This is a genomic window from Nocardiopsis sp. RV163 (genome assembly GCF_001029525.1).
GTDB classification, from domain to species: domain Bacteria; phylum Actinomycetota; class Actinomycetes; order Streptosporangiales; family Streptosporangiaceae; genus Nocardiopsis; species Nocardiopsis dassonvillei.
The window spans coordinates 22,485-43,461 of record NZ_LEKI01000031.1 but is presented as its reverse complement, the minus strand read 5'-3'; the positions used below and the strand labels follow the sequence as shown (position 1 = coordinate 43,461).

General features: G+C 71.5%; 20 protein-coding genes, 1 pseudogene and 1 riboswitch. Of the genes and pseudogenes, 12 read left to right on the top strand and 9 right to left on the bottom strand.

Going from position 1 to position 20,977, the window contains the following annotated elements:
- The coding region (locus ABD54_RS27820; protein ID WP_152692020.1) for a hypothetical protein at positions 1 to 221 on the top strand (221 nt) is incomplete at its 5' end.
- A 326-nt stretch (positions 222 to 547) separates the two neighbouring features.
- Here the strand turns inward: ABD54_RS27820 and ABD54_RS08530 are convergent.
- Positions 548 to 973 (bottom strand): NUDIX hydrolase, encoded by a 426-nt coding sequence (locus ABD54_RS08530; RefSeq protein WP_042281200.1) that lies wholly within the window; start codon positions 971 to 973, stop codon positions 548 to 550.
- Positions 966 to 1,712, bottom strand: a complete 747-nt coding sequence (locus tag ABD54_RS08525) for a GntR family transcriptional regulator (protein WP_042281198.1) — start codon at positions 1,710 to 1,712, stop codon at positions 966 to 968. The genes ABD54_RS08530 and ABD54_RS08525 overlap by 8 nt, the downstream gene beginning before the upstream one ends.
- Before the next feature lie 175 nt (positions 1,713 to 1,887).
- Here ABD54_RS08525 and ABD54_RS08520 point away from each other — a divergent pair, with 175 nt between their 5' ends.
- From ABD54_RS08520 to xerC, 8 genes are all read left to right on the top strand, one after another.
- Positions 1,888 to 2,220 (top strand): hypothetical protein, encoded by a 333-nt coding sequence (locus ABD54_RS08520; protein ID WP_013151645.1) that lies wholly within the window; start codon positions 1,888 to 1,890, stop codon positions 2,218 to 2,220.
- 117 nt (positions 2,221 to 2,337) lie between these two features.
- Positions 2,338 to 3,678, top strand: coding sequence for an FtsK/SpoIIIE domain-containing protein (locus ABD54_RS08515; protein WP_047868890.1), 1,341 nt, complete (start codon positions 2,338 to 2,340; stop codon positions 3,676 to 3,678).
- A 116-nt stretch (positions 3,679 to 3,794) separates the two neighbouring features.
- The gene (locus tag ABD54_RS08510) at positions 3,795 to 4,493 is read left to right on the top strand and encodes a DUF2637 domain-containing protein (RefSeq protein ID WP_047868889.1); all 699 of its coding nucleotides are present in this window, start codon (positions 3,795 to 3,797) and stop codon (positions 4,491 to 4,493) included.
- Between the two features lie 107 nt (positions 4,494 to 4,600).
- Positions 4,601 to 4,732: a hypothetical protein gene (locus ABD54_RS08505; RefSeq protein WP_047868888.1), complete on the top strand. Its 132-nt coding sequence runs from the start codon at positions 4,601 to 4,603 to the stop codon at positions 4,730 to 4,732.
- A gap of 653 nt (positions 4,733 to 5,385) precedes the next feature.
- Positions 5,386 to 5,796, top strand: coding sequence for a DUF3307 domain-containing protein (locus ABD54_RS08500; protein WP_047868887.1), 411 nt, complete (start codon positions 5,386 to 5,388; stop codon positions 5,794 to 5,796).
- Positions 5,797 to 6,000: 204 nt separating this feature from the next.
- Positions 6,001 to 7,410 carry a replication initiator gene (locus ABD54_RS08495; protein WP_047868886.1) on the top strand — a complete coding sequence of 470 codons (1,410 nt, stop codon included), beginning with the start codon at positions 6,001 to 6,003 and terminating at the stop codon, positions 7,408 to 7,410.
- Positions 7,407 to 7,583 (top strand): AlpA family transcriptional regulator, encoded by a 177-nt coding sequence (locus tag ABD54_RS08490; protein WP_019606815.1) that lies wholly within the window; start codon positions 7,407 to 7,409, stop codon positions 7,581 to 7,583. Before ABD54_RS08495 ends, ABD54_RS08490 begins: the two co-directional genes overlap by 4 nt.
- Before the next feature lie 9 nt (positions 7,584 to 7,592).
- On the top strand, positions 7,593 to 8,807 hold the full coding sequence (gene xerC / locus ABD54_RS08485) for a tyrosine recombinase XerC (protein ID WP_047868885.1): 1,215 nt from the start codon (positions 7,593 to 7,595) through the stop codon (positions 8,805 to 8,807).
- A 39-nt stretch (positions 8,808 to 8,846) separates the two neighbouring features.
- Here the strand turns inward: xerC and thiD are convergent, their stop codons facing one another.
- The 4 genes from thiD to ABD54_RS08465 all read right to left on the bottom strand — a co-directional run bounded on the left by thiD (position 8,847) and on the right by ABD54_RS08465 (position 13,721).
- The gene (gene thiD / locus ABD54_RS08480) at positions 8,847 to 9,650 is read right to left on the bottom strand and encodes a bifunctional hydroxymethylpyrimidine kinase/phosphomethylpyrimidine kinase (RefSeq protein WP_047868884.1); all 804 of its coding nucleotides are present in this window, start codon (positions 9,648 to 9,650) and stop codon (positions 8,847 to 8,849) included.
- Positions 9,638 to 9,736: riboswitch (TPP riboswitch) on the bottom strand. It overlaps the preceding gene by 13 nt.
- Before the next feature lie 126 nt (positions 9,737 to 9,862).
- Complete coding sequence (locus ABD54_RS08475) at positions 9,863 to 10,558, bottom strand: DedA family protein (RefSeq protein ID WP_235432011.1); 696 nt, start codon at positions 10,556 to 10,558, stop codon at positions 9,863 to 9,865.
- Between the two features lie 19 nt (positions 10,559 to 10,577).
- Positions 10,578 to 11,507, bottom strand: a complete 930-nt coding sequence (locus ABD54_RS08470; RefSeq protein WP_047868882.1) for a DUF368 domain-containing protein — start codon at positions 11,505 to 11,507, stop codon at positions 10,578 to 10,580.
- Between the two features lie 540 nt (positions 11,508 to 12,047).
- Positions 12,048 to 13,721: an acyl-CoA synthetase gene (locus ABD54_RS08465; protein ID WP_047868881.1), complete on the bottom strand. Its 1,674-nt coding sequence runs from the start codon at positions 13,719 to 13,721 to the stop codon at positions 12,048 to 12,050.
- A gap of 362 nt (positions 13,722 to 14,083) precedes the next feature.
- Between ABD54_RS08465 and rocD the strand changes: the two genes are divergently transcribed.
- The gene (rocD, locus tag ABD54_RS08460; RefSeq protein ID WP_047868880.1) at positions 14,084 to 15,358 is read left to right on the top strand and encodes an ornithine--oxo-acid transaminase; all 1,275 of its coding nucleotides are present in this window, start codon (positions 14,084 to 14,086) and stop codon (positions 15,356 to 15,358) included.
- 35 nt (positions 15,359 to 15,393) lie between these two features.
- Here rocD and ABD54_RS08455 read toward each other — a convergent pair whose 3' ends face one another.
- Complete coding sequence (locus ABD54_RS08455) at positions 15,394 to 16,833, bottom strand: SGNH/GDSL hydrolase family protein (RefSeq protein ID WP_082166741.1); 1,440 nt, start codon at positions 16,831 to 16,833, stop codon at positions 15,394 to 15,396.
- A 50-nt stretch (positions 16,834 to 16,883) separates the two neighbouring features.
- A pseudogene (locus tag ABD54_RS08450) lies at positions 16,884 to 18,120 on the bottom strand (8-amino-7-oxononanoate synthase).
- 247 nt (positions 18,121 to 18,367) lie between these two features.
- On the opposite strand from ABD54_RS08450, the gene ABD54_RS08445 reads away from it, so the two are divergent.
- Complete coding sequence (locus ABD54_RS08445; protein WP_047868878.1) at positions 18,368 to 19,720, top strand: adenosylmethionine--8-amino-7-oxononanoate transaminase; 1,353 nt, start codon at positions 18,368 to 18,370, stop codon at positions 19,718 to 19,720.
- Positions 19,717 to 20,454, top strand: coding sequence for a dethiobiotin synthase (bioD, locus tag ABD54_RS08440; RefSeq protein ID WP_047868877.1), 738 nt, complete (start codon positions 19,717 to 19,719; stop codon positions 20,452 to 20,454). Before ABD54_RS08445 ends, bioD begins: the two co-directional genes overlap by 4 nt.
- Here the strand turns inward: bioD and ABD54_RS08435 are convergent.
- Positions 20,420 to 20,905 carry a DUF3291 domain-containing protein gene (locus ABD54_RS08435; RefSeq protein WP_047868876.1) on the bottom strand — a complete coding sequence of 162 codons (486 nt, stop codon included), beginning with the start codon at positions 20,903 to 20,905 and terminating at the stop codon, positions 20,420 to 20,422. The two genes, bioD and ABD54_RS08435, sit on opposite strands and share 35 nt — an antisense overlap.
- Positions 20,906 to 20,977 lie beyond the last annotated feature (72 nt).

The window sequence follows — 20,977 nt, the reverse complement described above, 5'->3', positions numbered from 1 at the left end:
TCGAGCCGCGCGCACTGACCTCCGGCGACCTCTTCGCCACCGTCCGCGAGCGCGAGGTCCTCGTCCACCACCCCTACGAGTCCTTCGCCACCACCACCGAGCGCTTCCTGGCCCTGGCCGTCACCCTTCGTCCACGCGCAGCGCAACCGCGCCACCCAGGGGCCACAAGGTGGAGCGCCCCACTGTCCGAACGACCTTGTGGCCCCTGGGTGGTGTGGTAGGTCCTTGACTGGACGACGGGTGAGAGGGGAGAGGGGCGCACCACCACAGCAGACCTGCACCGTGCGCAGCTCCCCCCGCTTCCTGGAGCCCGGAGTCCCCGCCGGAGGCCATGTTCTCGCCGTGGCAACCGCGGGGCCGCAGCCGCCAGCAACGCGCTCGGCCATCCGCCCTCCTGGCCGCGTCCCGCACCCGACCGCCCAGTTCAGCCGAAGGCTGCCCCGCACCGCAGGTGCGGGCTTGAAGACGTAAGGAAACTTCTCATCACCCGGGTTCGGGCATGAAGAAACCCGGAAGACTCCAAGGTCTTCCGGGCTCCTCCTCTGGTTCACACCAGATTCGTACCGTCGTGGCAGCGGATGAACGGGCCGTCATCCCGCAGGGCGTCCAAGACACGAATCAGCCTCGCTTCCGGCATCCGCTCCCGTGCCTCCTCAACGGAGATCCACCGTGCGATCACGGCTTCATCCGATGGCCTCGGATCCCCGCTTTCGACCTCACAGGAGATCGCCATGCTCACCACACCGAGCGGCATGTTCTTGTAGACCCCGATGAGGTTGCCTGGCCTCACCTTCACGCCGGTCTCCTCGAAGACCTCGCGCACGACTCCTTCCCGAGGATCCTCGTGCAGCTCCAGAACGCCCCCAGGTGGAACCCAACGGTCGTCATCCTGGCGCTGGATCGCGAGGACTTGGCCATCGTCATTGAAGACCACACCTGTCACGCTGACCGAGTGGCGCGGTAGTTCACTCATGGGCGTTCCACTCGTAGGTCAGGGCCCACTGGGTGGCGGGGAAGACGTTGAACGTCACGTCCACCGGCTTCTCATCCTGGTCGTAGGCGGTGCGCACGACTTCAAGGACGCTGGTGCTCTCAGTGATGCCGAAGAACGTCGTTTCTTTCTCGGTGGGGCGGCGAACTTCAATACGCTCTTGGAAGCGCGTCACCTTGTGGCCGCGCTGGGCCAACCGCTCATACATCCCTGTGGGGTTGGTGTCAGTGCCGGTGATGTCCAGAGAACCGGCGGCACTGAGCGGTATGTGGGATATAGCGATCTGCATCGGGTGGCCCGATCCGAACATGTGCCGCTCGCGCCGGATCACCTGTCCTTCACCCATCTGTAGGTAGGTCGCCACCTCGGCCGACGGCGTGACTACTTCCGGCTTGGCAGCCAAGGGTGTGTGCGGTTCGAGACCGGCCTCGCGCATCGCCTGGGCGAAGCTGCCGCCCTTCCCCTCGTAAGGGGTTCGCCGGACACGCTTGACGGTAGGTACTTCGAGAACCGTGGCGCCCTTACCGTCCTCAACTCGGACTAGGCCTTCGTTCTTGAGCCGTGCGATCGCACGACCGATGGAAGTCTGCGCCAGACCGTACTTGCGAGCCAACTGTGTCTGGCTTGGCAGCTTCTCGCCCGGCGGGTACTTGCCTTGCTTGATGTCGTTACGAAGGCGCTCGGCGACCTGCTCGTAGCGCGACTTCGGCTTCTCCAGCATGTAGCTCTTCCTCCATCGGTCACCTAAAGGCTAGCGGTTCGCTGAAAAGTTACTGGTAGGTAGCTTCTCAATACTTCTTGACGCCTAGCCGCTATGTGTTAGGTTCGTGTTAGGCCGACTGCCGCAAGCGGTCAGCCTTCGAGCTACCTAACGCCTAACCGCTAGGAGAGATTCCGTGCGAAGCATCCCTGTGGACACGTCCCAGATGGTCTTCATCGCTGCTGGTTCCCCGCGCCCCAAGGTCAAGGACCGCCAGACCGGCGAGATCAAGTACAACGCCGACGGCTCCCCGATGTGGCAGCTCAAGGTGCTCGCCCAGGTGGAGGACAACGACGCCGAGACGCTGCTGGTCAGCTTCCCGGCCACCAACGCCATCACCGCCCGTCTGGGCACCCCGCTGACCGTGCAGGGCCTGACCGCGATCCCCTGGGAGACGAACGGCCGCCACGGCGTGGCGTTCTCGGCCTCCTCGATCGCGCCCCTGGACCTGCGCAGGGCCGCCGAGTAATGCCCGCCTGCTCGGTGTGTGCGGGCACCGGGGAGGTCCGGCACATGCCCGGTTACCACCTCACCCTGTGCCCGACCTGCCACGGCAAGGGCGAAACCCCCTGAGAGGAGAAGGTTGATGTTCCCCGAGATTTTGTGGGCGGTGCCTCCGGCCGCCGCCGCGGTGCCGCTCTCGGCCGCCGCCTGGCACCACTGGTCGCCCACCACTTGGTCCTATGGCCCCGGCCTGGTCGGCTCCGCGCTGCGGGTCCACCTGACCTGGGAGCACGTGGCGCAGGGGTGCGGCCTGTCGCACACCCGCCGCAAGACCAAGGTCAAGGGCGGTATCCAGCGGGTGAGCGTGGAGAAGAAGCCGCGCCTGTACCGGTTCCGCCCCACCCCGTTCGGGTTCCGCGTCCGCGCCCGGCTGCACGACGGGCAGACCCCCGACGACTACGCCCAGGCCCTGACCCGGCTCGCGCACGCCTGGCGGGTGGACTCGGTCCGGCTGCGCACCTCCGGCCCCGGCTGGGTGGAGCTGGCCGCCTCCCGACGTGACCCGCTGGGCACGGTGACCAACGCCGGACCGCTCGCCGCGAACTGGGAGCTGCTCAAGGTCCGCATGGGCACCTTGGAGACCGGTGACCCGTGGATCATCGACTTCCGCGCGGTCCCGCACTGGCTGATCATGGGCGCCACCCAGTCGGGCAAGTCCACCGACATCAACGCCCTGGTGTACCAACTCGCACCACAGCCCGTGGCTCTGGCCGGGCTGGACCTCAAGGGTGGGGTGGAGCTGACCCCTTACGCCCGGCGTATGTCCAAGCTGGCCACGACCCGCACCGAGTGCGCGGAGCTGCTCGATGACCTGATGACCATGCTCACCGACCGCATGACGCTGTGCCGTGATGCGGGGGTGCGCAACATCTGGCAGCTCCCCGAAGAGGCCCGGCCTACGCCGGTGGTGACCGTGGTCGATGAGGTCGCGGAACTCTACCTGATGACGGACAAGTCCGAGAAGGACGAGATCGCGCGCACCTCGACTCTGCTGCTGCGCAACGCCCAGCTCGGCCGCGCCTTCGGCCTGTATCTGGTCGTGGCCGGACAGCGGGTCGGCTCCGATCTCGGCCCGGGTGTGACGGCGCTGCGCGCTCAGATCACCGGCCGCATCTGCCACCGGGTCAACGACGGCGAGACCGCCAAGATGGCGCTCGGTGACCTGGCCCCGGACTCGCTGTCGGCCGCGCTGAAGATCCCCGCCGAGATGCCCGGGGTCGCCGTGACCGTGGGAGCGGACGGGCGCTGGTACCGGGGCCGGTCGGACCTGACCACGGAACAGAGGGCTGAAGAGGCCTCCGCCGAGTTCGCCCACATGGCTCCGGCCTGGGACCTGCTCGTCGCGGGTGAGGTCCGCACGACCGAAGACCTCGTGCCGGTGGACGCCGTGGACTGGGACCGGTTGGAAGAGGAGCTGTCCTGATGGGCCTCTCCTACTGGTGCTCGCGGTGCTGCAACCCCGCGTACACCAAGACCACCAGCACGAACGAGTGGGTGTGTGAGGACCACTACCGCGAGATCGAGAGGGGGTGGTGAACGGTGAAGCGTCTGGCGTCGCTGTCGGCGGACTGGGCTCCGATCCTGGTCCTGGCCACAATCGCAGCCGCGGGCTCCTTCACCCATATCCGCGACCTGGCCGAGAAGTCCGGACAGCACGGGTGGATGGCCTGGGCCGTGGCGGTCTCCATCGACCTGACCTGCGTCATGGCCGCCCGGGAACGCCAGCGTGACGCTGCCCGGGGCGTCAAGGACGGGGTGACCTGGCCGACCGTGGTCCTGGTCGGCGCGGTGGTGCTGACCTTGGCCGCGAACCTGGCCACGGCCCAACCCACGGTGTGGGGCTGGATCATGGCCGCCGTTCCGGCCGCCGCGTTCCTGGTCGCGGTCTCGATGCTGGAACGCCGCGCCGCCCACTCGGCCCCGGAACCTCCGGAGCCCGCGCCTGCTGAACCGGCTTCCTCCGAGCGTGAGGAGTTCCGGGTCACCGAGGTGCACTGGCAGCACACCGAACCCGCCCCGGCTCCCGTGCCCGAACCCCCGCCGGCCCCGGTGGCTCCCGTCCCGCAACCGGCCCCGGCCGCGGTCGAACAGGGTCACCCGTTGGCCTCCTACGCCGCCCAACTGGCGCAGGACTACCGCGTCACCCACGGCCGCGAGATCACCGTGACCGCTCTGCGCTCCCGCCTGGGGGTCTCCGAAACGGTGGCCGCGACCCTGCGAGACCAGATCACCACCTGAGAGGAAGCGAAGCGATGCAATGCCACACCTGCGCGGGAACCGGCGTCAGCCGCACCGGGGACTGCGCGAACTGCCACGGAACCGGCACGACCTGAAAGGCCAACGCCATGAAGACCAAGACCGTGATGTGCCTGGAGTGCTCCGGCACCGGCCGTGTGCTGGTTCAGAAGCTCGGGTTCCTGGTGCGCAAGTACAGCACCTGCCCCACCTGCAAGGGAACCGGGAGGGTGGCGCTGTGATCGACAGCCACCTGTGCTCGTCCTGCTACGGCCACGGCATCACCAGCGAGGGCCACACCTGCACCGGGTGCTCCGGTCTGGGCCACACCCCGACCTGATCCGGTGGGCGGCCTGCTTCCACACACCCGCCGACCCGCCACCGCTTCACCTGACCAACCAACCCAACACGCGAGAACGAAGGAGATCACCGTGAACTGCTGGGAGAAGCCGACCAAGGGCGACAACGACAAGCTGACCGTGGGGAGGCCGACCCGATGAGGCGCACCGAGACCTGCCGCCACTGCGGACACCCGGTCAGCTACAGCGGCCCCCTCGGCACCGTTCCGGAGCGCTGCTACAGCTGCCCCAAGTCGGCCTAGAACCCGCCCGGCCATCCGGCTGATGGCCATGCCGCCCTACGGGGCGGTGTGGGGACCAACCGGGTCCGTCTGAAACGAACAGGAGGCTCTTCATGGGACGGCTGGAAATCTGTAGCAACTGCGGTGACCTGGTCTATCGCGACGGTACGTCCGACTACCACCCGAACCAGTGCCCCAGTGCCTGAGACCAAGTCCGGGGTGCGGCGCTGCTTCCACACACCCGCCGCACCCCGGTTCACCTACCCAACGAACCCAACACGCGAATGCAAGGAACGAAAGGGGCTCGATCAGCCTATGACATCCCACGCCTTCCCCGCCGTGTTCGCCGCGATGACGGCCGCGCACCACGTGGGTGACTACCTGCTCCAAAACGACCACCAGGCCCAGCACAAGATGGAGTCCTGGACCGCGAACCAGGCGCACGTAGCCAGCTACCACCTGGCCCAGCTCGCCGCCATCGGCCTCACCTCCCGCGCCTTGGGGCTGCGGCTCTCCCCGGCCCGGCTCGCCGCCGGGGTCGCGGTGTCCTGGGTGACGCACTCGGTGATCGACCGCCGCTGGCCGGTGCGCTGGTGGATGACACGCACCGGCTCCAAGGGCTTCTACGAGGCCGGGGGCGCTCCGCACGTGGACCAGGCCATGCACCACGCCGCCCTGTTCACCTCCGCGCTCATCGTCACCAGCGGCCCCCAGGACACCCGATGAGGTGCCCGCACTGCCACGGCAACGACGTCACCGAATACAGCTACGACGGCGGCAAGACCGTCACCGGCTACGAGTGCCGCGACTGCGAGCAGACGTGGTGACCTCCGCACGCCTGTAACCCCTTCTCCTGGCCCCGGCGACGGCCCTGCTTCCACAACACCAGCCGCGCCGGGGCCTCACCTATCCACGAAAGGCCTCTTCGCCATGCCCGAACCCGAACACATCGGCGGACTCCTGGGCCCCGCCCTGGCCCGCATCACCGCCCTGGACGAGAACCACCTGGACCGGTGGATCACCCGCACCCGCGCCCTGCGCGGCTGCGCCTGCCCCGTGCGCCTGACCGGCGAGACCACCCGTGTGGACGGCTCCACCGGGGAACTGCTCTCGCGCTACTCCACCGCCACCGAACCCGGCAACGAACTGCTCATGCGGTGCAAGAACCGGCGGGCCTCCCGGTGCCCCTCCTGCTCGGAGGAGTACCGGGCCGACACCTACCACCTGGTCAAGGCCGGAATCGTCGGTGGGGACAAGGGCGTGCCGACCTCGGTCGGCGTGCACCCCCGGGCCTTCGTCACGCTGACCGCTCCCTCCTTCGGGGCGGTCCACCGCGGCCCCGGCAAGGACGGCCGCACCCGGGTGTGCCACCCTCGCCGGACCGATGCGGCTTGCTTCAAGCACCACCGGGCCGACGACCCCCGCATCGGTCAGCCGCTCGACCCGACCCGCTACGACTACGTCGGTCACGTGCTCTGGCACGCCCACACCGGGGAACTGTGGCGGCGCTTCACCCTGTACCTGCGCAACCACCTGGCCTCGGCCGCCGGGCTCTCGCGCACGGCCTTCTCCAAGCGGGTGCGCATCTCCTACGCCAAGGTCGCCGAGTTCCAGTCCCGGGGCGCGGTGCACTTCCACGCCGTGATCCGGCTGGACGGCTACACCAAGGACCCCACCGGTTGGCCACCGCCTCCGGTGTGGGCCAGCATGGACATGCTCACCGCCGCCGTGGACTCGGCCGCCCGAACGGTCTCGCTCACCTCTCCCGAGGTCTCCGGCCGCACCTGGACTCTGGCGTGGGGTGAGCAGGTGGACGTGCGCCCCATCGAGGACTTCGGCCCCGACCGGGCGCTGACGGACACGGCCGTGGCCGGGTACATCGCCAAGTACGCCACCAAGGCCGCTGAGGACACCGGCACCCTGGACCGGCGTATCCATGACATCGACCACGTGGACATGACGCAGGTGCGCACGCACGCGGGCAAGCTCATCTACACCTGCTGGCGTCTGGGCAACGCCCGTCTGTACCCCCAGCTCGAAGACCTCAAGCTGCGCCAGTGGGCGCACATGCTCGGATTCCGGGGCCACTTCTCCACCAAGTCGCGCCGCTACTCCACCACCCTGGGTGCGCTGCGTCAGGTGCGGGCCGACTACGCGGCCGGACGCCCCTGGGACACCGAGACCTTCACCCCGCTCGTGGTCCAGGGCGAAGAGGATTCGACGCTGAGTCTGGGCAACTGGCACTACCTCGGACAGGGCCTCACCCCGGGAGAGTGGGCGCTGGCGTCCTTGGTCGCCGGGATGGGCCGGTCCACCGAAGACGCGGAGGTGGACAGGTGAAGACCCTCGAACGGCTGTGGACCCTGGACGAAACCGCGGCCTACCTCGGCGTCCCGGCCAAGACCCTCTACCAGTGGCGCTACCTGCGCACCGGACCGCCATCTCACCGCGTCGGCCGCCATGTCCGCTACGAACCGACCGAGGTCCGCGCCTGGGTCCTGGAACAGGACTGAGGTGCACCAATGCCTGTAGTCGACACCTGGCACAAGACCGTCAAGCTCCCGAACGGCTCGCTTCGACGTGAGAAGTCCGCCTCCTACGGCCGCGGTAAGCGCTGGGCTGCCCGCTACCGGGACGACAGGGGACAGCAGAAGTCCCCGAAGTTCAAGACCAAGCCCGAGGCCGAACGCCATCTGAAGAGGGTGGAAGGCGAACTCCTGCGCGGTGCCTATGTGGACCCTGCGGCTGGCCGTGTCACCTTCCGTGAGTTCGCCGAACAGTGGCGGAGGGACGCCCTGCACCGGCCGCTGACAGCCTCCCGGATCATCGGAGAACTGGAGAACCACGTCTATCCCGAGTTCGGCAACCGTGCCCTGTCCAGAGTCCTTCCCTCCCACGTGCAGCGCTGGGTGACGCGTCTCGGCAAGTCCCTGGCACCGGCCAGTGTGGAGAGCGTCTACGCCACTCTCCGCCAGGTCTTCGAGGCCGCCGTGCGTGATGACCTCCTCGCGAAGACGCCCTGCCGGGGGATCCGACTCCCCGAGAAACGAAAGGTGACCGAGCCCGTCATGCCGGTGGAGACCCTGCGTGAGGTCGTGGACAGCGTCCCCGAACAGTTCAAGGCCGTCGTGCTCCTGGCCGCTGGTAGCGGCCTACGGCAAGGCGAGCTCTTCGGGCTGGAGCTTCACCACCTGGACACTGAGCGCCTGGTGCTGCGCGTGGAACAGCAGCTGGTCACCCCGGTGGACAACGTCGCCTACCTGGCGCAGCCGAAGAGTTCGGCCAGTTACCGGGACATTCCGCTGACACGGGAAACCGCGGACATGATGCTCGTCCACTTGGACGCCTTCCCGGCCGGGTCGGTGGATGTCGAGGACAGGACCGATCCGCACAAGCCGAGTCGGCGGACAGCACACCTGCTCTTCACACTGCCGAATGGTGGCCCCGTCCGCCGCTGGGAGTGGAACAGGGTCCTCACCCCGGCGATGGCCAAAGCGGGAATGCCGAAGCGCTCCGGGTTGCACTCGGTACGGCGCTTCTACGCCTCCCTGCTGATCCGCTACGGAGAGTCGGTCAAGACCGTGCAGACGCGCATGGGCCACAGCTCGGCCGCCATCACGCTGGATGTCTACGCCGGGCTGTGGCCAGACAGTGAGGACCGGACCCGCGAAGCGGTCGCCAGCGGGCTCGGGAATCTCCACAGTGTGCGCCCTGTGTGCGCCGACGACTCCGGCTGATCACGGCACCGCAGGTCAACGGGTCCGGTGACGCCGCCCCTACCACCAGGCGTGGAAGTGGTGCACCGGGCCCTGCCCGCCGCCCGCGTCGATCTCTTCGGCGCGCCGGATGGCCTCGGTCAGGTAGTCCTTGGCGTCGCCCACCGCGGCGGCCACGTCCGGCCGCTGCGGGAGCAGGGCCGCGATCGAGGAGGACAGCGTGCACCCGGTGCCGTGCGTGTTGCGGGTGGCCACCCTCGGGGCGCGGAACTCGACCGGGTCGGCGTCCACGGCGACCAGGACGTCGACGCTCTGCCCGCCGGGCAGGTGGCCGCCCTTGAGCAGGACCCGCCGCGGGCCCAGATCCAGCAGTCGCCAGGCCTGGGCGCGCATCGACGCCAGGTCGGTCGCCTCGGGCTCCTCCAGCAGGTCCGCGGCCTCGGGCAGGTTCGGGGTGACCAGGTCCGCGCGGGGCAGGAGCTTGGTGCGCAGCGCGTCGACGGCCGAGGCCTCCAGCAGCCGGTCCCCGCTCTTGGCGACCATCACCGGGTCCACCACCACGTTCGGCAGAGTGTGGCGGTCGATGGCCTCGGCCACGGCCTCGGTGACCTCCGAGGTGCCCAGCATGCCCACCTTGACCGCGTGCACGACGGCGTCGGTGAAGAGGGTGTCCATCTGGTGGGCGACGAAGCGCGCGGGGATCGGGTGGACCCCGGTGACGCCGAGCGTGGACTGGGCGGTCAGCGCGGTGATCACCGTCATACCGAAGGTCCCGTGCGCGGAGAAGGCCTTGAGGTCGGCCTGGACGCCCGCGCCCCCGCTCGGGTCGCTGCCGGCGATGGACACGATGTTGTACGCGCTCATGGCGTTCCTTCGCTAGTGCTAACTAGGGCAGGTTCGACGGGTGTGCTCTCAGCCGGGAACGCGTCCCGGCACCCCGCGCCTCCGGAGCCGCGTCGGCGGCCCCGGTCGTTATGTGTTCGTGGTGCGTTCCGGGCAGGATACCCACAGAACGCCGAAGGGGTCCGCCCGGGGATGCGGGCGGACCCCTGGAGGGGTTCACGGGGAGCGGGCGCTCAGGCGGAGGTGCCCTCGGCCCGGCGGTCCCTGGTCCGCTTGTAGACGCGGGCCAGGATGAACCACAGCACCAGCAGGCCGATGACCACGACGACGACGTTGCTGATCACGCCGCTCCACTGGGCCAGAACGGGCTCGATGGCCGGGCCGAAGACGTAGCCGAGGCCGATCCAGATGGTGTTCCACACCGCGGAGCCGATGACCGTGTACAGCGAGAACTTGAACAGGGGCATCCGCTCGATCCCGGCGGGCACCGAGATGAAGCTGCGGACCAGGGGCACGCACCGGCCCAGCAGCACCGCGACGCCGCCGAAGCGGGCGAAGAAGCGCTCGGCCTTGTAGAAGTCCCCGATCTCCAGCAGCGGGGTCTTCTGGACCAGCCAGGCCGTGCGCTCGCGGCCCAGGAGCGCGCCGATCGCGTAGAAGCCCCACGCGCCGACCAGGCAGCCGATCGTCGCCCACAGGATGGCCAGCCACACGTTCATGTGTCCGGCGTAGGCCAGGAACCCGGCGCCGGGCAGGACCGCCTCACTGGGCATCGGCGGGAAGAAGGTCTCGATGAACAGCGCCACGCCGACACCGGGTTCGCCCAGGGTCGTCATCAGGTTCAGGACCCACCCGATGAATCCCTCGTACTCGTGGGCGACGCCGACGTCCGGCGTCGAGGCCGCGGTCATCAGCAGATTCGTTCCCATGCGGTTGTCGTTCCCGTTCTCAGACGTGGGTGGGAGCCCGGTGGAGTTCGGCTTCCTCCATCCGGAGACGCTTGCGGCGCTCCCAGACGATGGCCGCCGCCACGATCGCGAAGCCGACCGCCATCAGGGCGACCGTCACCGGGACGTCGGTGGGGGTCAGGAACGTGCGCTCCTCGTCCTGCCAGGGCCACAGGGCACGCAGCGAACCGGCCATGAGGCCGGTGAGGACCACCAGGGTCATGTGGTGGAAGTTCTCCAGCAGGTGCTGCAGCAGCTTCACGAACAGCGACAGCCCCGTGAGCATGCCGAGCGCGAACACCGAGAGGTAGGCGATGTCCATGTCCCCGACCGCGCTGATCGTGGGCTCGTACAGGCCCAGCGTGAGCAGGATGAAGGATCCGGACAGCCCCGGCAGCACCAGTGCGCAGACGGCCACCGCCGCGGCGAGGAAGACGACTACCGGATGGGTGGGCAGGTTGGCGCCGGGCAGGCCGGTCAGGAAGAACGCGCCCGCGGCGAAGACCAGGGCGACGAGGTAGTGCCAGGCCCGCCACCTGTGGCCCGCTCCGGTGTAGGGAATCCACAGGCAGGCCAGGACCAGGCCGAAGAACAGCGCGTACGCGTACTGGGTGTGGGATTCGACCAGCGGGGCGAGCACCACGGCCGCCATGCCGAGGAAGGCCACCATGCCGACCAGTGCGGGGACCAGCACGCTCCAGTCCACCTGGCGGAACTGCTCCTGGGCGCGCTCCCTCCCGCGTCCGCGCGGAACGTCGGTGACGTAGCGCCTGATACCGCTGACCATGTGGCCGGCGCCGCCGATGAGCTTGTCGTAGAGGCCGACGATGAGGGCGACCGTGCCGCCGCTGATACCGGGAAGGGCCTCCGAGGCGCCCACGGCGCCGCCGCGCACCGCGTTGAAGATGTAGCTGCCTACTGAGTTGGGCATCTGGGTTCTTGGGAGCGCTTCGGGCGGGGCCCGGGGAAGCGCGCCGTCCTCCGTCCTAGTGGTGTCACCGCACGCGCACCGTGTGCACGGGTGGAGGGGTGGGTCAAAAGTGGTCCTCGCGGTCCACGGCCTCGACCGGAGGCGGGTGGACCGGTCGGCCCCGGCCGGGAGTGTGCGAACCGGTCGGAGCGGGGGAGGGGAAACCGTGGGGCCTTGGACCAGGCGACGCCAGTCTAGCGGTGGCGGAGGGGGTCCAGAGCGGCCGACGTCCTGTGAAACCCCTGTTTCGGCTGGGTAAGTCCATATTGACCCTGTGCCCGAAATGAAGGCTCCGGTACCGCTCAGGTGCGGAGTTCCACAGCAGACCGCCGGAGAGGCCGGACACCCGGACGCGACCGCCGACTTCGGCGCGGTCCGGCACCCGTTCCGAAGTCCGTCCCGGGCCCGTCCCGGAACGGGAGGTCCGGCCGCGGGGCCGTTCCGACATGCCCCCGGGCCCGTGGAGGAGCCCCCGGCGGGGACCGGAGAGCGGACCGGCTCTCAGGGAAGGGTCGGTGCGGCCGGAGCGGGCGAACCGGCCCCGGTGACGGACGCCGCCCACCGGTAGTCCTGCTTGCCGACCGCCGTGCGCCGCACCCGGTCCACGAAGTGCACGGTGCGCGGCACCTTGAACCCCGCCAGCCGGACTCGGCAGTAGGCGCGCAGCTCCGCCTCCTCCAGACGGGCGTTCGCGGCGAGCGAGACCAGTGCGGTCACCCGCTGCCCGAGGTACTCGTCGGGTGAGGGCACAACGATGGCGTCCTCCACCGAGGGGTGCGCCTTGAGCGCGGCCTCCACCTCCTCGGGGTAGACCTTCTCCCCCGCGGTGTTGATCACCGCGCTGCCGCGTCCCAGCAGCGCGATCGAGCCGTCGGCGTCCCACGTCCCGAAGTCGCCCGACAGCGCCCAGCGGCGTCCTTCGGCGTCGGTCGGGAAGGTGCGCGCGGTCGCCAGGGGGTCGTTGTAGTAGCCCAGCGGGATCCGTCCGGTGCGCGCGATCCGCCCCACCTCCCGCGACCCCGGGGGCAGCGGGCGCAGGGACGCGTCCAGCACCGCGATGCTGCCCCCCATGGTGAAGCTGCGGCTGCCCGAGGGGCCGCCTCCTGAGGGGGCCTCCGCCGGACCGGCCGGTTCGGCGCCGGTCGCCGACCCGCACACGCCCGTCTCCGAGCCCCCGTAGGCGTCGGAGAGGGACACGTCCTCGCGCCAGGCGTGCCACAGCGCGCGCACCGCCGGGGTGAGCGGGGTGCCGCCGGAGCGGACCGAGGCCAGGTCCGGGCACAGCCCGGGTTCGGTGAGCAGGTGGCGGGCCAGCGGGCGGGCCATGGCGTCGCCCACCAACTGGAGCGCGTGCACGCCCTCCCGGTGCGCCGTCTCCAGCACCCGGTCCGGACTGAAGCTGCGGTCGGTGGACAGCACCACCCGCTTGCCGCACAGCAGCATGCTCAGCGCGTTCCACTGTCCGGCCGCGTGCATGAGCGGACCGAGGACCAGCATGCGCTGCTCGAAGCAGCGCGCGGCGCGCTCGGCCACCTCCCGCGGGGTGCGTGCGCTGGGCGTGCCCGGAGCGCGGCGCTCCAGGGCGGCGCGGAAGATGTCCGCCTGCCGCCACAGCACGCCCTTGGGGTAGCCCGTCGTGCCGCCGGTGTAGAGAAGGTAGTGGTCCTCGCCGCTGGTCGGGGGCAGGGCCGCGTCCTCGGGCGCCGAGGCCAGAGCCTCCTCGTAGTCGAGGCCCCGCGTCCCGCGCTCGGAGCCGTCCGCGACGAGCAGGACGTGGCGCAGCCGGGGCAGGTCGGAGCGGACCGTGTCCACAGCCCCGGCCAGGGAGTCCTCCGCGATCAGCGCGACGGCGTGCGAGTCGGCCAGGACGTGGCGCAGCTCGCCCGCGACGTAGCGGTAGTTGACGTTGACCGGGACCGCTCCCGCGCGCAGGACGCCGAGGAAGGACTCCACCCACTCGGCTCGGTTGAAGGCCAGGACGGCGACGTGCTCGCCGGGGCGCACGCCCGCGCCGACCAGGTGGCGGGCCAGCCGCCGCGAGCGCTCGCGCAGGGCGCGGTAGGTGAGCCGGCGGGGGCCGGCCACCAGGGCGGTCCGGTCGGGCACGGCGTCGGCGACCGCCGCGAACAGGCGGGAGAGCGAGAAGGGGGCGTCCGGGGACGCGGAGGTGGGCACGCCTGACCTCCCTGGCACGGTCGACGGGGCCGTCCACGGCTCGGGGCTCGCGGCGGCTGACTGGCTGATGGTGCGACCGTACCCCTCGTGGGGCGGCCCGACCGCCGTCGGGGCTGTGGAGCGCGTCACCAGGGGCGTTATCGCAGGTCACCATGGATGTGACGGCCCCGCTCAGAGGGTGTGCGCGGCGTTTCGCGGACGGGTTTTCGGGCATCGCCCCCGAGCTGTGATCTCCCCCACCCCTTGTGGGCTCACCGGATCATCTGCTCAACTCTTGGGGACCTCCCGCCGAAGGGGCGCGATCCGGCCCGCTGGTGGGTATCAACTGTCTGACATCGGTCAATGGTGATCGGAGCGGCTAGATGGGCAACACCCAGAACCTGGGACAGCGGGACTCCGCCGGAAACCCCGGTGGAGAGGCACTCTCCGGCGCTGACCACATCGCGCTCGCGCGGGCGCGGTCGGCGCACAACTACTCACCCCTCCCCGTCGTGATCGCCGAGGGCCGTGGCGCCTGGGTGACCGACGTCGAGGGCAGGAGGTACCTGGACTGCCTGGCCGGGTACTCCGCAGTGAACTTCGGCCATCACAACCCCGACCTGCTGGCGGCGGCGCACCGGCAGATCGACCGGGTCACCCTCACGAGCCGGGCCTTCTACAACGACCAGTTCGGCCCGTGGGTCAGCGCCCTCGCCGACATGGTCGGCAAGGAGAAGGTCCTGCCGATGAACACCGGCGCCGAGGCGGTGGAGACCGGCATCAAGGTGGCCCGCAAGTGGGCCTACGAGGTCAAGGGCGTGCCCGAGAACGAGGCGACCATCGTCGTGGCGGGCGCCAACTTCCACGGCCGCACCACCACCATCGTCTCCTTCTCGTCGGATCCGGAGGCCAGGACCGGTTTCGGGCCCTACACGCCGGGTTTCCGGTCCGTGCCCTACGGTGACGCCGAGGCCATCGAGGCCGCCATCGACTCCACGACCGCGGCGGTCCTCATCGAGCCCGTGCAGGGCGAGGCGGGGGTGGTCGTGCCCCCGGCGGACTTCCTGCCCCGGGTCAGGGAGATCTGCGACCGCGAGCGCGTGCTGTTCATCGCCGACGAGGTGCAGTCGGGCCTGGGCCGCACCGGGGCGATCCGGGCGTGCGAGCACAGCGGTGTGGTCCCCGACGCCTACCTGTTCGGCAAGGCGCTGGGCGGCGGCATCCTGCCGGTGTCGGCGATGGTCGCCGACGAGGACGTGCTCGGCGTCATCCAGCCCGGCCAGCACGGCAGCACCTTCGGCGGCAACCCGTTGGCCGGGGCGGTCGGGAGCACGGTCGTGCGGATGCTCACCGAGGGGCCCTACCTGGAGAACACGCGCCGTCTGGGAGAGGTGCTCAAGCGCCGCCTCAAGGAGTTCGTCGGAGACGGGGTGGTGTCCGCGCGCAGCATCGGGCTGTGGGCCGGCATCGACGTCGACCCGTCGCTGGCCTCGGGTCGGGAGCTGTGCGAGCGCCTCGCCGACCACGGGGTCCTGGTCAAGGACACCCACGGCTCCACCGTGCGCATGTCGCCGCCCCTGGTGATCAGTGAGGAGGACCTCAACTGGGGTCTGGACCGCTTCGCCGAGGTGATCAGGGAGCTCCAGGCGGGCCGGTAGCTGCGACGCGGGGCCGACGTCCCCCCGCCCCCGGGTCAGGGGGCGTCGGCCTCGTTGCCGGGCGGCTCGGTGGCGAACTCCGGGTCCAACGGCCCGCCCAGTTCCGACCTCAGCTGCTCCGGATCGACCTTCTCAAGGGTCTCCCGGGCCACGTAGACCTCCCGCTCGGGGCCCTGCACGATCTGCAGGCGCACCCGCTCGGCGATGGACAGCTGTCCCTGCGCGGTGGGGTGGAAGCTCGCCCGGTCCACGCGCAGGCCCTCGCCCAACTGCCCGAGCACGATCCCGTTCAGCCAGGCCGCGTCGGCGCTCACCTCGTGCCCGCTCAGGGCGGAGAAGGTGTTCACGTACTCCACGCTGCCGGCTTGGCGCCCGCCGTAGACGTCGCCGTCCACCCGGTAGGCCGTGTCGCGGATGAGCTCGTTGAACCGCTGGGCCAGACCGTTCAGCCAGAGCTGGTCGCTCCTGGTCAGCGTGTAGTACATGCCCGGGGGGTCCTCCGGGAACAGCCGCGGGTAGCCCAGCACCAGGATGCGGGCGTCGGGCGCGCGGTCGCGGACCTCTCCGAGGATCTCGGTCAGGGTCTCCTCGAAAGTCCTCATCCGCCTGTCGACCTCCTCCTCCTGCTCGACGCAGACGCCGCTCTCCAGGAGCGGCATCCGCACCATGCAGGTGCGCAGGACGGGGATGAAGCCCAGGTCGTTGCCGCCGATGCCCAGGGTCACCAGGGACGTGTTCTCGGTGACCCGATCGATCTGGGACTCGGAGGCGCCGATCTGCTCGATCATCTCCGAGCCCTTGTGGCTGCTGCACGCGTAGAAGGCCAGCGAGCCGGTGAAGTCGAACTCCTCGGCGACCACCCGGGGGTAGGCGTTCTCCGAACGCCAGCAGCCGCCCGCCTCGGCGGTGTCGGGAGCGTAGCCGCCCGCGCCGTCACCGGAGGAGTAGGAGTCGCCCAGTGCCACGTAGTTGCCCCACAGCGCGGCCTCCTCGGGCTCCAACCGGACCCGCCAGTCGGTCTGCTCCTCCTCGGTGATCGGGGGGAGCTCCTCGGCGGGGCACACGCCGTCGGTGGTCTCGCACCACAGGGAGACCAGGCCCTCGCGGGTGGCTGGCAGCGCCAGGACGGCCACCATGACCAGGATGAGCGTGACCGAGACGGCGGCGGTCACCCGGGAGCGCCGGCGCCGTCGGCGCGGACGGCCTTCCCCGTCATCCCCGCCGGAGCCGGACCCGCCGTCGGCCCCGTCACCGGAACCGCCGCGGCCGTCCGGGCCGCCGGTACCGCCCGGTCCCGCACCGGTTCCGCCGTCGTCGGGGCCGCCGACGCCCCCCGGCTCGCCGCTGCCGTTCGCTTCCCCGCCGGAGGGGGCCTCCTCCGGCTCGCGGGGGGCGGCGTCGCGTGCACGGCCGACTGCGGAGGGGTCCGCGGGGACCGGCTCCGGCGCCTCGGGGCCCTCACCACGTGCTGACACGGCCGCTATCGCCTCCCCGGGTCCCGGCGGACTTCGTCATCTCCGCAAGACTATCCGGGACGGTTCGCCGCGATGACGTCCACGACCCTGTCGACGTCGGCCCCGCTCAGCGTCGCCCGGGCGGTCAGCCGCAGCCGGGACCGGCCGTCGGGGACCGAGGGCGGGCGGAAGCAGCCCACGCGCACGCCCGCGGCCAGGCAGGCCTCGCGCCAGGCCAGAGCGGCCCCGGGGGAGGGCGCCGTCACCGACACCACGGCGGCGTCCGGTGCGCTCGCGGGCAGTCCGCGCCCGCGCAGCCCCTCCGCCAGCCGCCTCGCGCGGTCGCGCACCGTGTCGGCCAACCAGGGCTGTGCGCGCAGCACGCGCAGTGCGGCCAGGGCCGCGCCAGCCGAGGCCGGAGCCAGGCCGGTGTCGAAGACGAACGTGCGCGCGGTCTCGGTCAGGTGGCGGACCACCCGGTGCGAGCCCAGCACCGCGCCGCCCTGGGAGCCCAGCGACTTGGACAGGGTCACCGACACCGCGAGGTCGTCCGCGCCGCGCAGCCCGGCGGCGGTCGCCGTCCCGCTCCCGCCGGGCCCCACCACGCCCAGGCCGTGCGCGTCGTCCAGCAGCAGGGCGGCGCCGTGCCCGCGGGCCGCGCGCGCCAGGGCCGCCGCGTCGGTGAGGTCGCCGTCCACGGAGAACACGGTGTCGCTCAGCAGCAGGGCCCTCCCCCCGGCGGTCGCGAGCGCCTCGGCGGCCCGGTCTGCGTCGGCGTGGTCGTAGAGAGCCACGCGCGCGCCCGAGGCCCGGGCCAGCCGGGTCGCGTCGATGAGGGAGGCGTGGTTGTGCCGGTCGCACACCAGCAGGGGAGGGGCGCCGCCGTCCGGCGCGGCCAGCGCGGTGACCATCGCCAGGTTCGCCGCGTATCCGGACGAGAACACCAGAGCCGACTCCGCGCCGTGGAACTCGGCGAGCTCGCGTTCCAGCTCCCGGTGCAGGCCGGTGTCCCCTGTGACCAGCCTCGATCCGCCCGCGCCCGCGCCCCACACGCGGGCGGCGTCCCCGGCGGCGGCCACCACGTCCGGGTGGCTCAGCAACCCGAGGTAGTCGTTGCCCGCCAGGTCCAGCAGGCCGTCGGCCGCGGGCCGGGGCGTGGCGCGCCGCGTCAGCCCGGCCTCGGCGCGTGCGCGCGGCGGCGTCCAACCACGCGAAGGGGTGTCCCGACGGCAGCGTCCGAGCGCGGCGTGCGCGGGACGTGGCGCGCAGGGGCCACGGACGGCGGGTGGGTGCGGCGGTGCTCGGCATACGCGGGCCGGCCTCCTGGGTCGTGGGTGCGGTCGGGCCGGGAGGCGGGGGCGCGTCCCCGGCGGGGACCGACCCAGCGGCGGCCAATCCCGCTGGGGCGGTCCGGTCCTTCGTGCTAGGGAGGCGTCTACGACTCTGCCGTCCCGCGCACGTGCGCGTCATTCACCGAAGCCCACAAAGATCCACCCGGATTCCTGGTGGGACCGCACGGGAGCGCGCACGGGCGCGGGGTGAACAATGGAGCCCCATGACCCCGACGTCCCCCGCGGCCCCCGCAGACCGGGCGCCCGCGGACCGCTCCGCCCGGATCCGCGCCGCGGACACCGCCCATCTGTGGCACCCCTACACCACCGTTCCCGCCGCGGAGCGGCCGTACGTGGTCACCGGTGCCGAGGGGGCGACGCTGACCCTGTGGTCTGAGGAGGGCGAGCGGCGCGTGGTGGACGCGATGTCGTCCTGGTGGTCGGCGGTGCACGGCTACCGCCACCCGGTGCTCGACGCAGCGGTGCGGCGGCAGGCCGACGCGTTCAGCCACGTCATGTTCGGCGGACTCACCCACGGGCCCGCCGCGGACCTGGCCGAGGCCCTGGTGGCGGTCGCCCCGCGGCCGCTGGAGCACGTCTTCCTCGCCGACTCGGGCTCCGTGGCGGTGGAGGTCGCCATGAAGATGTGCATGCAGTACCACCGCTCCACCGGCAGACCCGGGCGGCGACGCTTCCTCACCTGGCGGGGCGGCTACCACGGCGACACCTTCCACGCGATGAGCGTGTGCGACCCCGACGGCGGCATGCACTCCCTGTGGGGCGACGTGCTCCCCGCCCAGGTGCACGCCCCCGCACCGCCCTCCGGGTTCGACGCCGGACCCGACCCCGGCTACGTGGCCGCCTTCGAGCGCCTGGCGGCCGAGCACGCCGACGAGCTGGCCGCGGTCATCGTCGAGCCCGTGGTGCAGGGCGCGGGCGGTATGCGCTTCCACCACCCCGGCTACCTGCGGGAGCTGCGGCGGATCGCCGACGAGTACGGGCTGCTTCTGGTCTTCGACGAGATCGCCACCGGCTTCGGCCGCACCGGCGAGTTCTTCGCCGCCGACCACGCCGGTGTCGCCCCCGACGTCATGTGCCTGGGCAAGGCGCTGACCGGCGGCTACCTGACCCTCGCCGCGACGCTGTGCACCGCACGGGTGGCCCGCGGCATCGCCGGGGGCGAGGTGCCGGTGCTCGCCCACGGGCCCACCTTCATGGGCAACCCGCTGGCCTGCGCGACCGCACTGGCCTCGGTGGACCTGCTGACCGGCGGGGACTGGAGGGGCGAAGTGGCGCGGATCGGGGCCGGACTGCGCGAGGGGCTGGCCCCGCTGGAGGGGCTGCCGGGCGTACGCGAGGTGCGGGTGCTCGGCGCGATCGGGGTGGTCGAGCTGGACGCGCCGGTGCGCATGGCCGAGGCCACGCGGGCCGCGGTGGAGGCGGGGGTGTGGCTGCGGCCCTTCCGCGAGCACGTGTACGCGATGCCGCCCTACGTGTGCACATCGGAGGAGGTGGCCGCCGTGGCCGACGGAATGGCCGCCGCGGTGCGGGCCTGCTTGGGGGAGGAGCGCCGATGAGCGTCCTGGTGGTGACGGGGACCTGTACTGGTGTCGGAAAGACGGTGGTCACCGCGGCGGTGGCCGCGCTGGCGGTCGCGGCGGGGCGGCGGGTGGCCGTGCTCAAACCCGCCCAGACCGGTGTGGTTCCCGGCGAACCCGGCGACGCCGACACAGTGGCCGCACTGGTCCCGGGTGTGACGACCGCCGAACTGGTCCGCTATCCCGAGCCCCTGGCCCCCGCCACGGCCGCCGCCCGCTGCGGGGCCGAGCCCGTGCGGGCCGAGGCGGTGGCCGAGGCCGTGTGGCGCCTGGCGGGTACGCACGACCTGGTGCTGGTCGAGGGGGCGGGCGGGCTCCTGGTGCGGCTCAACGCCGAGGGGCAGACCCTGGCCGACGTCGCGGTGCTGCTGTCCGCGCCGGTCCTGGTGGTGGCCCGACCCGACCTGGGTACCCTGAACGCCACCGCGCTGACCGCCGAGGCGCTGCGCACCCGCGGCCTGTCCCCGGCCGGGGTGGTGGTGGGGTCATGGCCGGACCGCCCGGACCTGGCCATGCGCTGCAACCTCACCGACCTGTCCGCCATGGGGGCGGGTCCCCTGGCGGGAGCCGTGCCTCGGGGCAGCGGGGCGCTGGACCCGCGCGCGTTCGCGGACGCGGCCCACCGCTCCCTGGCGCCCCGCTTGGGCGGGGTCTGGCGGGTCGGCGCCGGGTCGGGGGTCAGGCCGGAGGGGGCACCGGCGAGGACATGGTGAACGCCCGCGCGCCCGGACCGTGCGCGCGCAGCCATGCCGCGCGCTCCTGGGCCTCCGGCGGCGACACCGGGGTTCCGGCGGCCGACCACCACAGCGTGCGCTCCACCTCCGGGAAGGAGCCGACGGCCGCGCGGAAGGCCAGCACGTCCCGGTGCGCCGACTCCACGAAGGACCGCAGGTCGCCGGGGGAGCGCCACAGCGAGACGAGCCGGACGCGGTCCCCCTCGTCGAGGAAGTGGACCTCCTCCAGGTGTCCGGGCTCCCGCCGGGCCCGTTCGCGCAGGGCGGCGGCGAACGCGCCGAGGCGGCGGCGCTCGCCCCGCAGGACGCGCGCCTCCACCAGCACCGGCTGGCCGGCGCGGAGCGCGGGACCGTGCTCCCCGGGGCTGTCCGGACGGCGGCGGGGCGTGCGGCGGACGGTGTCGTGTCGGCGCCGGGCGAGGAAGTGCATGACCGCTCCCGAGGAATTGGACCTCTTGCAAGGGGACCACTTCGGCTCTGGTGGTATCCCTTCTGGTGGTGC